Below are 14865 nucleotides of genomic sequence, written 5' to 3'. Positions count from 1 at the left end.
CAATGAGATGTAAACGGAACCACAACGGATAAAATATGGTGAAAAGGAGGGAGTCCATGCTTTCTGTCCAAGTAAAGGATATTGAAATGCTACTGTTAGAAAGTGATATTACATCATATAAAATTCACAAAGAGACAGGGATTCCTCATCAAACGATTGATAACTATCGGACAAATGGTTGTTTGATTGAAAATATGCGGCTACATATTGCATTAAGGCTGCAAGATTATATCAACAAAAATCGCCATAAAATTAAAGATATCTAACGGCGGATACATTCAATTAAATGCCTAGGAGGTCATATAATGACCTCTTTTTTTATATTTCAAGCGTGTTTTTCATAAAAGTGATATAATGGCTAGTAAAGATGAAGGGAGATACAACTCATGTATAAATATCCAGATGATAGTATTGCAGTGCATACCGATTTATATGAGATTAATATGGCATATACTTATTTTAAGGAAGGAATTGCGCAACGAAAAGCAGTCTTTGAAGTGTATTATCGCAATAATCCATTTGGCATGGGCTACACTCTTTTTGCTGGCTTGGAGCGAGTCATCCAATGCATCGAGAAATTTCGATTTACAGCAAGCGATATTGATTATTTGCGAAAAGAAGTTGGTTATCCAGAAGAATTTCTTGATTATTTGAAAAATTGGCGCTTTCGTGGAACGATTCGTTCATTTCGTGAAGGAGAAGTCGCCTTTGAACAAGAACCGCTCATGCAAGTGGAAGGACCCATCCTAGATTGCCAGCTATTAGAAACGATGCTACTAAATGTGGTGAATTTTCAGACACTAATTGCAACTAAAGCAAGCAAAATAAAAACAGCAGCTGGCTCAGATGTTGTGATGGAATTCGGTTCACGCCGTGCACAAGAATTAGATGCTGCACTTTGGGGAGCACGTGCGACATATATTGGCGGTGTAGAGTCCACAAGCAACGTGCGGGCGGCTAAACTTTTTGGGATTCCAGCAAGCGGTACACATGCTCACTCATTGGTGCAAGCCTACCGCGATGAGTATACAGCATTTCGCGCCTATGCTGAGACTCATAAGAATTGCATCTTTTTAGTCGATACTTATAATTCAATTGAATCAGGTGTCCCTAATGCGATTCGCGTGGCAGATGAATTAGGTGACAAGATCAACTTCTTAGGTGTACGTTTGGATTCGGGGGACCTTTCTTATCAATCAAAAAGAATTCGCGAATTATTAGATGCCGCTGGATATCCTGATGCAATTATTGTCGCTTCAAATAATTTAGATGCAGAAACTATTTTAAGTTTGAAAATGCAAGGTGCAAAAATTGATTCTTGGGGAATTGGAACAAAGATGATTACGGCATATGATCATCCAGCTTTAGGTGCCGTATATAAACTCGTCTCGGTCGAAGATGACCATGGTCAAATGCAACATACCCTCAAACTCACCTCAAACTTATCCAAAATTTCAACACCAGGCAAAAAACAAGTGTGGCGCATTCGCTCACATCACAATACGAAGCCTGAAGGAGATATTATCGCTTTAGCTCATGAACGTCCAGATTTAGAAAAAGAACTCTTTATGTTCCATCCGCAATATACATATATTAATAAATGGGTAAAAGACTTCACTGCACGTCCACTTTTGGAAGATATTTATGTGGATGGCGAGTTAGTATATCAAGTGCCAACCATTCAAGAAGTACGCGAATATGCAATGAAAAGTCTGGCAGAACAATGGGAAGAAACGAAACGACTCTTAAATCCAGAACAATACCCTGTTGATTTGTCAAAAGAATTATTTGATGTCAAGGCAGAAACGGTCCACCATTTTAGAAGTCTTTCGAGTGCAAAAAAAACATTTACTGAAATGGAGTAAGGAGCGTATAATGAATTTACAAAAACAAGTTATAAAAGAAATGAAAGTCAAGCCTTGTATTCATCCTGAAGAAGAGATTAATAAAAGCATTCAATTGATGAAGGATTATATGCAAGCATATCCTTTTTTAAAGACACTTGTTTTAGGAATTTCTGGCGGTCAAGATTCTACCCTTTTAGGAAAATTAGCCCAACAAGCTGTAGCACAATTGCGAAAAGAAACAGGTGATGACGCTTATAAATTTATTGCGGTACGGCTTCCTTATGGTGAACAGATTGATGAAGCTTTTGCTCAAGAAGTGATTCGGTGGATTGCACCAGATCGAGTGTGCACTGTCGATATTAAGCCAGCGGTCGATGCAACAGTTGATAGCTTGCAACGTGCAGGGGTTTCAATATCTGATTTCAATAAAGGAAATATCAAAGCCCGCCAACGTATGATCGTCCAATATGCGATTGCAACAGCTTGTGCAGGGGTCGTATTAGGAACGGATCATGCTGCTGAAAGTGTTGTCGGCTTTTATACGAAATTTGGTGATGGGGCGAGCGATTTAGTGCCACTCTACCGCCTTAATAAGCGCCAAGGTGCCGCGATGTTAAAAGCACTAGGTGCACCAGCAGCCTTTTATGAAAAAATTCCAACGGCTGATCTAGAAGAAAAAGTTCCCGCACAACCTGATGAAGTGGCATTAGGGGTAAGTTATAAGGCAATTGATGATTATTTGGAAGGACGCACCGTTGCTGAAGAAGATCGCAAATGTATTGAAAGATTATATTTAAATTCACAACATAAGCGGCACTTACCCATTACAATTTTTGATAATTTTTGGAAAAATAAAGATAAGGGATAGGAGGAACCCCTTGATGACAAAAAATAATATAAAAGTGATTGTTGTAAAAGATAAAGTTGAAGGTGGACAAAAAGCGTTTGAAATTGTGCAACAAGCCCTTGAAAATGGGATGAAAACATTGGGATTAGCAACAGGTAGCACTCCAGAAACGCTCTATGAGAATATGGTCGCTAGCGATCTAGATTTTAGCCAAGTTGTTGGCGTGAATTTGGATGAATATATCGGGCTGACAGCGGACCATCCGCAAAGTTATGCAACTTTCATGAAAGAACATTTATTCAATCAAAAACCATTTAAAGAAACTTATATTCCAAATGGCATGGCACCTTCTGATACGGAGCTTGAACGCTACGATGAAGTTCTTTCCACTCATCCTATCGACTTACAAATCTTAGGAATTGGTAACAATGCACATATCGGGTTCAATGAACCAGGATCAAGCTTTGAAGGGAAAACTAGCAAAGTTCATCTTACGCCTTCCACGATTGAAGCTAATAAACGTTTCTTTGATTCAGCAGATGAAGTGCCACGCTATGCATATTCTATGGGACTGGCATCCATTATGGCTGCAAAACAAATACTATTGATCGCTTATGGTGAAAATAAAGCCGAAGCGATTGCTCATACATTGGAAGGTCCAGTTACGGAGGCAGTTCCAGCAAGTATCTTGCAGCGTCATGACCATGCGATTTTCATTATTGATGAAGCCGCAGCAAGCCAATTGAAAAATTTATAAATTTCATATGAAATAAAAATGCCTGACCAACAGTGGTCAGGCATTTTTTATATTATTTAGCATGTGCTACAATAAGTTCCATTTCGCCATCTAATTCGAAACTTTCAACATCTTTTGGCAAGATGAAGAAGACCCCTTTTTCTAAAGGATATGTTTTGTCATCAATCTGCAAGGTGCCATGCCCTTTAATCACGCTGAGCAATGTATAATCTTCCACTTTATCCAGCGGCATTTGACCAGTCGTTTGCCAATGTTCGACCGCAAAATAATCATTAGCTAAAAGTAAAGTGATCCGACCATTTGTCGTTCCCATTCCAAAAGGTGGGCGTGTCTCGTCAACAGCAGGCACTAATGTAACATTCAATGCATCTTCTAAATGAAGCGGTCGCTTATTGCCATTTGCATCTGTTCGGTCATAATCATAAAAACGATATGTTGTATCACTGGATTGCTGGACTTCAAGCAATGTAACACCAGCACCAATTGCATGTAAAAGACCCGCTTGCACATAATAGAATTCTCCTGGTTTTACGTAGCGATAAGCAAGGAGCTCGTCCCATTTTCCTTCTGCAACTAATTGTTCTAATTCTTCTTTTGTCTGTGCCTTATGTCCGAACACAATGCGTGCATTGGGCTCAGCATCTAGAATATACCAGCACTCTGTTTTTCCAAGCTCGCCAGCGTGTTCTTTAGCATAATCATTATTGGGATGGACTTGTACTGAAAGATCTTCTTTGGCATCGATAATTTTTACAAGAAGTGGAAATTTTTCATCTTTTGGATGATTGAATAGTTCAGGATGTTGTGTCCATAGCTCTTTTAAAGACAATCCATCAAAAGGCCCACCTGTTACATAAGACATTCCATTTTCATGAGCGCTGATGGCCCAATATTCTCCCGTTGTATCAGTTGGAATATCATAACCGAACAATTCATGCAATTTGGTGCCGCCCCAAATTTTATCTTGCATGGCTCCTTTTAAAAAAATTGGTTCTTTCATTTTTGACTCCTATCTATTTTATAGTCATTACTTTCTCCCTAATACTAGCATAATCCACACCAAAAATCTTCAAAAGAGGCTGTTTAGCTTTTCTTGTTATTTTAAATGGAATTCGTTATAATTTTTAATGATGAAATAGAATGGAGCGGTACTGTGGCACAATTATATTTTCGTTATGGCGCAATGAATAGTGGTAAATCCATTGAAGTGATTAAAGTTGCCCATAATTATGAAGAACAGAACAAATCAGTGATGATTTTTACGAGCGGGGTCGATAATCGCGAAGGTGTCGGAAAAGTTGCGAGTCGTACAGGTATGATGAAGAAAGCGACACCGATTTTTGAAGCAACCGATATTTTTGAAATGGTGCAGCAACATCATCCAGAACCCTATTGTGTATTAGTGGATGAAGCACAATTTCTTTCGCGTGAACATGTACTACAACTTGCAAAGATCGTTGATGAATTAGATGTTCCCGTCATTGCCTTTGGATTGAAAAATGATTTTATGAACCATTTATTTGAAGGATCTGAGAATCTGCTCATCTATGCAGACAAAATTGAAGAAATAAAGACGATCTGTTGGTTCTGTGGCAAAAAAGCAACAATGAACTTGCGGATGAATGACGGCAAACCGGTCTATGAAGGTGAACAAATTCAAATTGGCGGTAATGAGTCTTATTACCCAGTATGTCGCAAGCATTATTTTCAGCCGCCGATTAATGACCAACAAAATGAAGGGGAATTGAATTGATAAATTTATATGAGCAACTTGAAGGTGTAGAAGACCATTATATTCAATTAACAAAACAATTAGCGGATCCTGAAGTGATTGCGGATACGAATCGTTTGCTTGCACTTTCAAAAGAAGAAGGCAATCTACGCGAAACCATTGACACTTACCGCAAATACAAAAAAGCAGTCGAAGAATATCAAGAAGTCGAAGAAATGCTTCAAGGTTCTCTTGAGCCAGATATGGAAGAACTTGCAAAAGAAGAACATGATACACTTATGCAAGAAAAAGAAGCATTAGAAGAACAATTGAAAATATTGCTACTCCCTAAAGATGAAAATGATGAAAAGAATATTATTATGGAAATTCGCGGGGCAGCAGGTGGTGATGAAGCACAGCTTTTTGCAGGGGATCTATTCCATATGTATCAAAAATATGCTGACAATCAAGGATGGAAAACTGAAATCATCGAAGCGAGCACAAGTGATGCAGGGGGCTATAAAGAGATTATCTTTGCAATTCAAGGAAATAATGTTTATTCCAAATTGAAATATGAAAGTGGTGCACACCGAGTGCAGCGTGTACCAGAAACAGAATCGCAAGGACGTATTCATACCTCAACGGCTACAGTTGTGGTAATGCCTGAAGCCGAAGACGTGGAAGTGAACTTAGATGCTAATGATATTCGTGTAGATATTTTCCGTGCAAGTGGTGCAGGCGGTCAGCACGTGAATATGACAGACTCTGCCGTTCGCTTGACGCACTTGCCAACAGGAATTGTTGTTTCAATGCAAGATGAACGAAGCCAGATAAAAAACCGCGAAAAAGCGATGAAGGTGTTGCTTGCACGAGTAAATGACTACTATATCCAACAAGCACAAGCTGAAGTAGACGCTGAGCGCAAATCTGCAGTTGGAACGGGCGACCGCTCGGAACGTATTCGAACTTATAATTTCCCGCAAGGACGTGTAACCGATCATCGTGTGCATCTGACCCTTCACAAGTTAGAACAAGTCTTAAATGGAGATTTGGACGAAATCATCGAAACATTGATTATCGAAGATCAGACGAAAAAATTGGAGAATATGTAATGAGAGGTCTGCATTTTTCAAATGAAATGACATATCAAGAAGCCGAACGTATGGCTTCTTCTTTTTTAGAAAAAATAAAAGAAAATCCACAAGAAGCACGTTGGCTCATCCTTGCAAGAAAGGCATGGACCTTAACGGATTGGATGACCCATCAAATGGAACAGATGCCCCAAAAAGAGCGGGCACAACTTGCTTCCGACTTGGCACGCAAAGCAAAAGGTGAACCGTTGCAATATATTCTAGGCGAAGCAGAATTTTTGAATCAGCATTATCTGGTAACCGCTCAGACATTAATTCCGCGTCCAGAAACAGAAGCGTGGGTAGGAGATACTTTAAAAATACTGTCTTCTATAACAAAATCACTTGATGTGTTAGATATTGGAACAGGTAGTGGTGTGATTGGCATCAGCCATAAGTTGGCACGGCCACAAGATACCGTTGTGGCGACAGATATTAGTCAGGAGGCACTCGCGATTGCCCAAAAAAATGCAAGATGCTTAAAGGCGGATGTAGAATTTTATTGTGGCGATCTTTTTGAACCTGTTGCTGGGCGGACATTTGATATAATTTATTCCAATCCGCCTTATATTGGAAAAGGAGAAATAACTGAGATGACAGCAAATGTCATTCAATTTGAACCGCATGAAGCACTCTTTGCTGCCGAGGAAGGTTATGCCATTTATCGTCAGATTGCTGAAAGATTTCTATATTATTTGAATCCAGGCGGTCAACTTTACTTAGAAATTGGCTATCAGCAGGCTGAAAGAGTTGCTCATTTTATAAAAAATCAAGGGGAAAATCTGGCGCTTAAAGTGTTAAAAGATTATGCTGGACATGACCGCGTGATTCATGTGCAAATGCTTTAAAGGAAGTGAATGTGATGCAGACGAAACGATATACTCAAAATGATTTAAAAGAAGCTGCACAACAGATTGAAGCAGGAGAATTAGTTGCCTTCCCAACGGAGACAGTATTTGGATTGGGGGCAGATGCAACAAATGACACTGCAGTAAAAAAAATCTATCAAGCGAAAGGGCGACCGAGCGATAATCCATTGATCGTTCATATTGCGACCATTTGCGATGCACAAAAATTTGTCAAATCTATTCCCCCTCAAGCCCGTCAGTTGATGGATGCTTTTTGGCCAGGACCACTGACATTAATTCTACAATCAAGTGGGATTGCAGCACCAACGGTAACGGCAGGACTTGACACGGTAGGTATTCGTATGCCAGCACATCCAGTGGCGCTTGCCTTTATACGTGCATGCCACGTGGGTTTAGCAGCACCGAGCGCTAATTTGTCGGGACGTCCTAGCCCAACAATGGCACAACATGTCTATGATGATTTGCAAGGAAAAATTGCTGGAATCATTGAAGCGGACGATTTAGAGGTTGGTGTTGAATCGACCGTTATTGATATAACAAGTGACCGCCCAACTATTTTACGCCCAGGAGGGATCACACAAGAAGCGATAGAAGCGGTAATTGGTCCAATTCGTGGCTTTGAAGAAAATCAGAATATGACAAAAGGGCCGAAAGCCCCAGGAATGAAATATCAACATTATGCTCCCAATGTACCAGTGTGGATGGTAGAAGATTTTGACCAGGCATTGCGTGAATTTTCGGATAAGAAGATCGGTCTTCTAGCAAAAGAAGAGATTATCAGCCGCTATCAAAATGAACCTACACTTATGGCAAGTGTATCATTAGGTAAAGCAGCTGATATTGAATCAGCAAATGCTACATTTTATAAAGGATTGCGGACACTTGAACAGGCAGCAGTTGATGTGATTTTGGCGCAAGTATTTCCTGCAAAAGGAGCTGGCGTTGCATATATGAACCGATTAAGTAAAGCTAGCGGTGGAAAAATAATAAAATAATAGCCTTTAGGGTAGAAAAGCAAGCAAAAATTCGGTATCATTAAAAAGATGAAAAGCAATAAAAAATAAAAAAGGGGCGCTATACTAATGAAGAATTTTCAAGTGATTGAACACCCACTCATCAAACACAAATTGACACTTTTACGCGATGAAAATACTGGAACAAAAGATTTCAGACAGTTGGTTAATGAACTTGCAAGACTTCTCGCCTATGAAGTTTCGCGCGATTTGCCACTTGAAGATGTCCAAGTGAAAACCCCATTGACAACGACCGTCCAAAAACAATTGTCAGGTAAAAAGGTTGTCATCGTCCCTATTTTAAGAGCGGGGTTAGGAATGGTTGATGGCATCTTAGACTTAATTCCAGCAGCACGTGTCGGTCATGTGGGAATGTACCGCGATGAGAAAACAATGCAACCTGTTGAATATTTCGTTAAAATGCCAAATAATTTAGAAGATCGCCACATTTATCTGGTGGATCCGATGCTTGCAACGGGCGGAAGTGCTATTGCAGCAGTAGATGCTTTGGTGAAACGTGGTGCTAAAAAAGAAAATATTAAATTTATTTGCCTTGTAAGTGCACCAGAAGGCGTTCGAGCATTTACTGAAGCACATCCAGATATTCAAGTATATACCGCAGCACTTGATGAGAAATTGAATGACAATGCGTATATCCTTCCAGGATTAGGCGATGCAGGCGACCGTTTATATGGTACGCTCTAAGAACAATTACATCATCCCAAAAAGAAAAGATGCACGAGTGCATCTTTTCTTTTTGAGTTGATATGACAATAAAAGATAGTTCTTGTAATTTATGAAGGCTTCTAGCTATACTTATAGTACTGACAAAAAAACAACTTAAAATTTTCTCAAGAAATAAAATGACCCGAAAACGGTTTGGAGGTAAAAATGGAGGAAATTATCGTAAGAGGCGGTCGAATGCTTCAAGGAACAGTCGAAGTAGAAGGCGCGAAAAACGCTGCACTACCGATATTGGCAGCCGCTATTCTAGGAGAATCAGAGATCACACATTTATATAATGTACCACAATTGTCTGATATTTATTTGATGGAAGAAGTCTTACGTTATTTAAATATTCATGTTGACTTTAATGAAGAAAAAAAGATGATGACTATTGATGCTACGCAACCTATCCAACATGAGACCCCTTTTGAATTTATGAGTAAGATGCGTGCTTCAGTTGTTGTCATGGGCCCGCTTCTGGCGCGTACTGGACGTGCAAAAGTGGCGATGCCTGGAGGATGTGCAATTGGCACACGTCCTATTGACTTGCACTTGAAAGGCTTTGAGGCAATGGGCGCGCAGATTATTCAAAAGAATGCTTATTTGGAAGCTATTGTACCTCATTTACATGGTGCGGAGATTTATTTGGATTTTCCAAGTGTTGGTGCAACGCAGAATCTTATGATGGCAGCCACGTTAGCTGATGGCAAGACAACAATTGTCAATGCAGCACAAGAGCCTGAGATTGTTGACTTGGCGAACTATTTGAACCGTATGGGTGCTAGAATAATCGGTGCGGGGACTGAAAAGATAAGAATTTATGGCGTAACCTCTCTTAAAGGCAGAACGCATAGTATTATCCCAGATCGCATTGAAGCAGGGACTTTTATGGTGGCAAGTGCACTTACTCAAGGCGATATCATCATAAGAAATGGTATCGTTGAACATAATGCACCTCTCATAGCAAAATTAAAAGAAATGGGGACACTATTTATTGAGTCGGAGGAAGGATTGCGTGTACTAGGACCAGAAAGATTACAACCGACTGATGTAAAGACGATGCCGCATCCTGGTTTTCCGACTGATTTACAAGCCTTGATGACAATTGCACAGTTGGCGGCAGATGGTCGCAGTGTGATGCAAGAAACAGTTTTTGAAAATCGCTTTATGCATTTGGAACAATTGCGCAAAATGAATGCGACCTTTACAATTGATGGCAATATAGCAGTAATTCATGGCGGAAATACTTTATTAGGTTCGCACGTTGCATCGACTGATTTGCGTGCCTCTGCGGCACTTATTCTAGCAGGATTAATTGCTAAAGGTTCCACCCACGTGACGAAACTTGAGCATCTGGACCGTGGTTATTTTGATTTTCATCATAAGCTAGAAGCATTAGGTGCTGATATTAAAAGAGTGTCCGACAATCAACAAAAAAATATTAAAGAATTAACGAAAGCTTAGTGCAATGCTTGTAATTTTGTGTCAAAGCATTTAGTATACTACTATTAAAAGATTGATTAAGACTGAATTTGAGGAGAAATAAAATGGCAAAAAATATTGGAATAGACTTAGGGACAGCTAATGTGCTCGTTCATGTAAAAGATAGTGGCATTGTCATTAATGAGCCTTCTGTTGTTGCGGTGAATACGCGAACGCATGAAGTACTTGCAGTGGGAGAAGATGCCTATAAAATGGTCGGACGTACTCCTGGCGATATTCAAGCCATCCGTCCACTAAAAGGTGGCGTAATTGCTGATTTTGATATTACAGAAGCGATGCTGACTTATTTTATTGACAAAGCAGAAGTTAAAGGTTTCTTATCCAAGCCGAATATTTTAATTTGCTGCCCGACAAATATTACGGCAATCGAACAAAAAGCAATTATTGAAGTTGCTGAAAAAGCTGGCGGGAAAAATGTATATCTAGAAGAAGAGCCTAAGGTTGCAGCAGTAGGTGCAGGAATGGATATTTTTCAACCGAGCGGTAGCATGGTGATTGATATTGGTGGTGGGACAACAGATGTTGCAGTATTATCAATGGGAAGTATCGTAACGAGTCAGTCTGTTAAAGTTGCGGGCGATACTTTTGATGCTGACATTAAATTATATGTCAAAGAAAAACACAACCTACTCATCGGCGACCGCACATCAGAAGAAGTCAAAAAACAAATTGGTGAAGTCTTTGATAAAACACGTGCCGATTCAATGGAAATCCGCGGACGTGATATGGTGAGTGGCTTGCCAAAAACAGTTTCGATCTCATCAAAAGAAGTGCTTGAAGCAACGCATGAATCTATTATTGAAATTGTAAAAATCGCTAAAAAAGTACTTGAAACAACACCGCCAGAACTTTCAGCAGATATTATCGATCGCGGAATTATTATCACAGGTGGTGGCGCGCTTATGCATGGCATTGATCAATTATTAGTTGAAGAATTAAAAGTGCCAGTATTCATTGCAGAACGCCCGCTAGATTCTGTCGCAATCGGTACAGGTATTTTGTTAGATAATTTAGAAAAAATAAAATAACTCGCTAAGAAAGAAGGGACCAAATGGACTGGGGAAGAGTATTTAAAAATATCGGTATTATTTTAGTCCGTACAATAGCAGTCATCTTCCTTTTTAGTGCCGCTTTATTGGTGGGCATTATGATAGGTTATACTTTTTTAGGTAAAGGATCGCCTAATCCACTGGACATTTTCGATGCACAAATGTGGCGAGAGTTAATTCATATTGCCTTACACTAAAAAATAATAAAAAAGCAGCACCTTATGAGGTGCTGCTTTTTTTATTTTGTAATTTTTGTAATAGATAATCAATATTGGGGGATACTCTTTTTAAAAGAGATGTTAAAGGATAGTTCAGACGTTCACTTTGGCGATAAATCTCTTGCATTGCCTCGAAATATTGCACATCCTCTGTTAAAAGATACAAAATCATCTGCCGTAAGAATTCATTAATATATTTGATAAAGAAATTATCTTGCGTGGTTTCGAATAAGGCAACATGTTCAACAATTTCTAGTGCCTCTTCATATTTTTCGCGAGCAATTTCTGTCACAAGGAAGTTCACACATATTGCAAGGACAATGAATTGCTCTTTTTTTGTAAAGTTGGCAAATGGTTTTTTGAGAATTTGCTTCAAAAACATTAAATTCGTTTGAACATCATAGATATCAATAAAGTTACCATAAATTGAGAGCTTTTTAGCGTCCCAATCAGGATAGGAGAATATTTTGTTCGAAATAAATTGACGGCTATCTTCTGAAAAGTGTTGGAGATCATGTGTAATCCAATATAAGTTCCTTTCACCAATTGCTTGTAACAATTGCTTAGCATCTAATGAAAGATTATCGGTCGCTTGAATATCTTTTAGCAGTTGATTTATTTCTTCTACTTTGGAATGGGTCAGTGCATTGGCTAAGGCATATTGAAAAGTTATAATAAGATTTTCCTGTTCATCCATTTGAACCAATGCAATGAAATCTTCAAGCGATAATTGGTGTGCTTTCAAAATATCGAAGAGATCATCTGCAGAAATATGATGATATCCTTTTTCAACTTTTGCATAAAAAGATGGTGAAATAATATTGGCAGCCATCTCTTTTTGCGTTAAATTTTCTCGTCGTCGTATTTCTTTCAATGCCTGACCGACATTCATCTGCAGCGCCTCCTTTTTATTAATAAAATGTCGTATACGCCATTTTTGATTGTCTCCATTTTATTTCATTTAAACTGAGAATACAAATAAAGGAGGTAACCAAATGAAAAATATTATAAAACAATTTTGGAAAGAACATATTGTCATTGTGGGCTTGATTGCCGGTGCAGTTGTTGCAAGTACAGCTACAGCATTTATCACTGGAGAAATTATGAATGCTATTATCCAAGCAGATGCTTCATTGATGATGCGCCAAATGGTCTTATTATTTGTATCTTTAATGCTTTATGTATTTTTTGTGATTGCTAAAGTGCGTTATGCTAATGGTGTACGTGAGAAAATGCTTTATACATTGCGTACTAATGTAGCACACGATATGACGCAGACGAGCTTTGAGACATTTCATCAAAAAGATGCGGGAGCTTATGCTTCATGGCTGAGCAATGATATGAATGAACTGGACACGCGAGGCTTTGAGAGTTTCTATCATTTAGCAGAGGGTTTGATAAGTGTTATTTTTTCAGCAATTTCTTTATTTTTCATGCACTGGTCACTTTTAGGGGTTTCGATTGTGGCATTAGGCGTCATGGTGCAGTTGCCAAAATTATTCAAGCGAACCATTCAAGATGCTACTGTTCATTTAACCCAAGAACAGGAACGCTTCATTAGTAAAGTGACGGATACACTGACTTTTTATAATACTTTTTTAACGTATCGAGCATTGAACTTTTTTGAACAAAAAATAGATCAATCGGCGAAAAATATAAAAGATGTCTCACTTCAATATCGCCAAACAATGAGTCTCGTAGCATTAGCTGGTGCAGTCGGGAATGTGGTATCGCAAATGGCTATTATTGTATTGGCGGGATATTTATCCAATCAGCACCTTATTTCTGCTGGTTTCTTATTGCCAGCGATTCAATTTTCAAGCAGTATATTTAATACAGTCGGTAATATGAGTCAGAATTTGGCGGCAATTCAAGGGGTGGAGCCTATCATCGAAAAAATCCATTCATTAACGCCTGCTTCAAAAAATAAAAGAAAAATTGAAGCCCTACAATCTGGCTATGATTTCGATCAGCTGGAGTTATCATATGGCGAGCAGACGATTTTGAAGAATTTTGCTGAGCAAATTAAGCTAGGCGAAAAAATTGCCTTAATGGGGCCGAGCGGATGCGGTAAATCCAGCCTATTAAAAGTCCTTGCAGGGCAACTAAAAGCAAGTGGTGGAAAAGCAAGATTGAATCAGCAAAATATTGATGAGATATCCCTCAACTCATTATATGATTATGTGACACTTGTTGAACAAACCCCAGCAATTATTGAAGGATCAATTCGTGAGAATTTAACGCTTGGGCAAGAAATTCCAGAAGAAAGATTATGGGATGCGCTGGCACAAGTTCAATTGAAAGATATTATTGAAGCATTACCTGCTCAACTTGATGAAACAGTTGGGGTACGTGGGGACAAATTCTCAGGAGGTCAATTGCAACGTTTGGCACTTGCACGCGGATTTTTGGCAGATTGCCCAATTTTGCTTCTTGATGAGAGTACCTCGAGTTTAGATGAGGCGACAGCTATAGCAATTGAGAAATATTTATTAATGCATCCAGATTGGACAGTTGTGATGGTAACCCATCATCTGCGCGACCAAGTGAAACCATATATTGACCGCATCATTCAATTATCTTAAAATCTAATATCTTAAGTTAAATGGCCTCATTTTAGGGAATATAGTACTTAGAATATTAAAGGAGGCACAATGAATGAATCGAACAAATGTAATCGGAAGAATTGTACGCGATATTGAATTGAAAGAAGTAGGGGAAGATAGAATTGTTGTCAATAATACAATTGCTGTCCCTAAAGTTTTGCGTTCAAAAAATGGACAAGAAGATGCGGACTTTATTCCTTTTGTGGCATGGGATGCTGCGGGTAAATTGTTGCATGAGCATTGCAAAAAAGGGGACTTGATTGGTTTGGACGGACGTATGACATCACGTACATATGTCGATAAGTCCGCCAAGACGCATTATGTTGTCGAGTTGACTGTAGAAAGAATGACATTTTTACCGAATATTCGCCAAGCGGATGAAACGAATGCATAGCCCTTTTTCTTGATAGCGTCTGCCCTATTCATTGGGGCAGACGTTTTTTGTGCCTTCTTTATGTGAGCAAATATGAAGAATTTTGATAATAGTGATATTTTCTGTTATCATACAAAGTTGAATGTATCTTTTTTTAATAGAACATCATAAGACATTAAATGATTCAAGATATAGCGACTTTGATTTGTACCAAGG

16 protein-coding genes are annotated in these 14865 nt (G+C 38.9%); 14 read left to right on the top strand and 2 right to left on the bottom strand.

From position 1 onward, the window contains the following. Positions 1 to 56: 56 nt before the first annotated feature. From C231_RS0105320 to C231_RS0105305, 4 genes are all read left to right on the top strand, one after another. Complete coding sequence (locus C231_RS0105320; protein ID WP_018659599.1) at positions 57 to 266, top strand: hypothetical protein; 210 nt, start codon at positions 57 to 59, stop codon at positions 264 to 266. A gap of 120 nt (positions 267 to 386) precedes the next feature. Beyond that, the gene (locus tag C231_RS0105315) at positions 387 to 1865 is read left to right on the top strand and encodes a nicotinate phosphoribosyltransferase (protein WP_018659598.1); all 1479 of its coding nucleotides are present in this window, start codon (positions 387 to 389) and stop codon (positions 1863 to 1865) included. Positions 1866 to 1875: 10 nt separating this feature from the next. Next, on the top strand, positions 1876 to 2715 hold the full coding sequence (gene nadE, locus C231_RS0105310) for an ammonia-dependent NAD(+) synthetase (protein WP_018659597.1): 840 nt from the start codon (positions 1876 to 1878) through the stop codon (positions 2713 to 2715). 28 nt (positions 2716 to 2743) lie between these two features. Beyond that, positions 2744 to 3451 carry a glucosamine-6-phosphate deaminase gene (locus C231_RS0105305; protein ID WP_026314365.1) on the top strand — a complete coding sequence of 236 codons (708 nt, stop codon included), beginning with the start codon at positions 2744 to 2746 and terminating at the stop codon, positions 3449 to 3451. 52 nt (positions 3452 to 3503) lie between these two features. Here C231_RS0105305 and manA read toward each other — a convergent pair whose 3' ends face one another. Beyond that, complete coding sequence (manA, locus tag C231_RS0105300; protein WP_018659595.1) at positions 3504 to 4451, bottom strand: mannose-6-phosphate isomerase, class I; 948 nt, start codon at positions 4449 to 4451, stop codon at positions 3504 to 3506. A 153-nt stretch (positions 4452 to 4604) separates the two neighbouring features. Between manA and C231_RS0105295 the strand changes: the two genes are divergently transcribed. The 8 genes from C231_RS0105295 to C231_RS0105260 all read left to right on the top strand — a co-directional run bounded on the left by C231_RS0105295 (position 4605) and on the right by C231_RS0105260 (position 11649). Further along, positions 4605 to 5204, top strand: a complete 600-nt coding sequence (locus C231_RS0105295) for a thymidine kinase (protein WP_026314364.1) — start codon at positions 4605 to 4607, stop codon at positions 5202 to 5204. Next, the gene (gene prfA / locus C231_RS0105290; protein ID WP_018659593.1) at positions 5201 to 6274 is read left to right on the top strand and encodes a peptide chain release factor 1; all 1074 of its coding nucleotides are present in this window, start codon (positions 5201 to 5203) and stop codon (positions 6272 to 6274) included. The genes C231_RS0105295 and prfA overlap by 4 nt, the downstream gene beginning before the upstream one ends. Then, positions 6274 to 7140 (top strand): peptide chain release factor N(5)-glutamine methyltransferase, encoded by an 867-nt coding sequence (gene prmC / locus C231_RS0105285; RefSeq protein WP_018659592.1) that lies wholly within the window; start codon positions 6274 to 6276, stop codon positions 7138 to 7140. Before prfA ends, prmC begins: the two co-directional genes overlap by 1 nt. Positions 7141 to 7154: 14 nt before the next feature. Further along, positions 7155 to 8156, top strand: coding sequence for an L-threonylcarbamoyladenylate synthase (locus C231_RS0105280; RefSeq protein ID WP_018659591.1), 1002 nt, complete (start codon positions 7155 to 7157; stop codon positions 8154 to 8156). Positions 8157 to 8243: 87 nt separating this feature from the next. After that, positions 8244 to 8879: a uracil phosphoribosyltransferase gene (gene upp / locus C231_RS0105275; RefSeq protein WP_018659590.1), complete on the top strand. Its 636-nt coding sequence runs from the start codon at positions 8244 to 8246 to the stop codon at positions 8877 to 8879. A gap of 186 nt (positions 8880 to 9065) precedes the next feature. Further along, positions 9066 to 10364, top strand: a complete 1299-nt coding sequence (gene murA, locus C231_RS0105270) for a UDP-N-acetylglucosamine 1-carboxyvinyltransferase (RefSeq protein WP_018659589.1) — start codon at positions 9066 to 9068, stop codon at positions 10362 to 10364. 83 nt (positions 10365 to 10447) lie between these two features. Then, complete coding sequence (gene mreB / locus C231_RS0105265) at positions 10448 to 11431, top strand: rod shape-determining protein (protein WP_018659588.1); 984 nt, start codon at positions 10448 to 10450, stop codon at positions 11429 to 11431. Between the two features lie 23 nt (positions 11432 to 11454). Continuing rightward, entirely contained in the window at positions 11455 to 11649 is a 195-nt protein-coding gene (locus C231_RS0105260; RefSeq protein WP_018659587.1) for a DNA-directed RNA polymerase subunit beta, read from the top strand. A 22-nt stretch (positions 11650 to 11671) separates the two neighbouring features. Here C231_RS0105260 and C231_RS0105255 read toward each other — a convergent pair whose 3' ends face one another. After that, complete coding sequence (locus tag C231_RS0105255) at positions 11672 to 12562, bottom strand: helix-turn-helix domain-containing protein (RefSeq protein ID WP_018659586.1); 891 nt, start codon at positions 12560 to 12562, stop codon at positions 11672 to 11674. Positions 12563 to 12665: 103 nt separating this feature from the next. Here C231_RS0105255 and C231_RS0105250 point away from each other — a divergent pair, with 103 nt between their 5' ends. Both C231_RS0105250 and C231_RS0105245 read left to right on the top strand, forming a co-directional pair. Beyond that, a complete protein-coding gene (locus tag C231_RS0105250; protein WP_018659585.1) occupies positions 12666 to 14255 on the top strand; it encodes an ABC transporter ATP-binding protein in 1590 nt (529 codons plus the stop codon). A gap of 73 nt (positions 14256 to 14328) precedes the next feature. Then, the gene (locus tag C231_RS0105245) at positions 14329 to 14670 is read left to right on the top strand and encodes a single-stranded DNA-binding protein (protein ID WP_018659584.1); all 342 of its coding nucleotides are present in this window, start codon (positions 14329 to 14331) and stop codon (positions 14668 to 14670) included. Positions 14671 to 14865: the final 195 nt, after the last annotated feature.

The organism is Allofustis seminis DSM 15817 (assembly GCF_000374325.1).
Taxonomy (GTDB): domain Bacteria; phylum Bacillota; class Bacilli; order Lactobacillales; family Carnobacteriaceae_A; genus Allofustis; species Allofustis seminis.
Note: the sequence above shows the minus strand (reverse complement) of the source record. Positions and strands in the feature narration are given on the sequence as shown.

Bases quoted from the DNA above. Each gene is read 5' to 3' on its own strand.
- C231_RS0105320 (WP_018659599.1), top strand. From the start codon at position 57: ATGCTTTCTGTCCAAGTAAAGGATATTGAAATGCTACTGTTAGAAAGT.
- C231_RS0105315 (WP_018659598.1), top strand. From the start codon at position 387: ATGTATAAATATCCAGATGATAGTATTGCAGTGCATACCGATTTATAT.
- nadE (WP_018659597.1), top strand. From the start codon at position 1,876: ATGAATTTACAAAAACAAGTTATAAAAGAAATGAAAGTCAAGCCTTGT.
- manA (WP_018659595.1), bottom strand. From the start codon at position 4,451: ATGAAAGAACCAATTTTTTTAAAAGGAGCCATGCAAGATAAAATTTGG.
- prmC (WP_018659592.1), top strand. From the start codon at position 6,274: ATGAGAGGTCTGCATTTTTCAAATGAAATGACATATCAAGAAGCCGAA.
- C231_RS0105280 (WP_018659591.1), top strand. From the start codon at position 7,155: ATGCAGACGAAACGATATACTCAAAATGATTTAAAAGAAGCTGCACAA.
- upp (WP_018659590.1), top strand. From the start codon at position 8,244: ATGAAGAATTTTCAAGTGATTGAACACCCACTCATCAAACACAAATTG.
- murA (WP_018659589.1), top strand. From the start codon at position 9,066: ATGGAGGAAATTATCGTAAGAGGCGGTCGAATGCTTCAAGGAACAGTC.
- mreB (WP_018659588.1), top strand. From the start codon at position 10,448: ATGGCAAAAAATATTGGAATAGACTTAGGGACAGCTAATGTGCTCGTT.
- C231_RS0105260 (WP_018659587.1), top strand. From the start codon at position 11,455: ATGGACTGGGGAAGAGTATTTAAAAATATCGGTATTATTTTAGTCCGT.
- C231_RS0105255 (WP_018659586.1), bottom strand. From the start codon at position 12,562: ATGAATGTCGGTCAGGCATTGAAAGAAATACGACGACGAGAAAATTTA.
- C231_RS0105250 (WP_018659585.1), top strand. From the start codon at position 12,666: ATGAAAAATATTATAAAACAATTTTGGAAAGAACATATTGTCATTGTG.
- C231_RS0105245 (WP_018659584.1), top strand. From the start codon at position 14,329: ATGAATCGAACAAATGTAATCGGAAGAATTGTACGCGATATTGAATTG.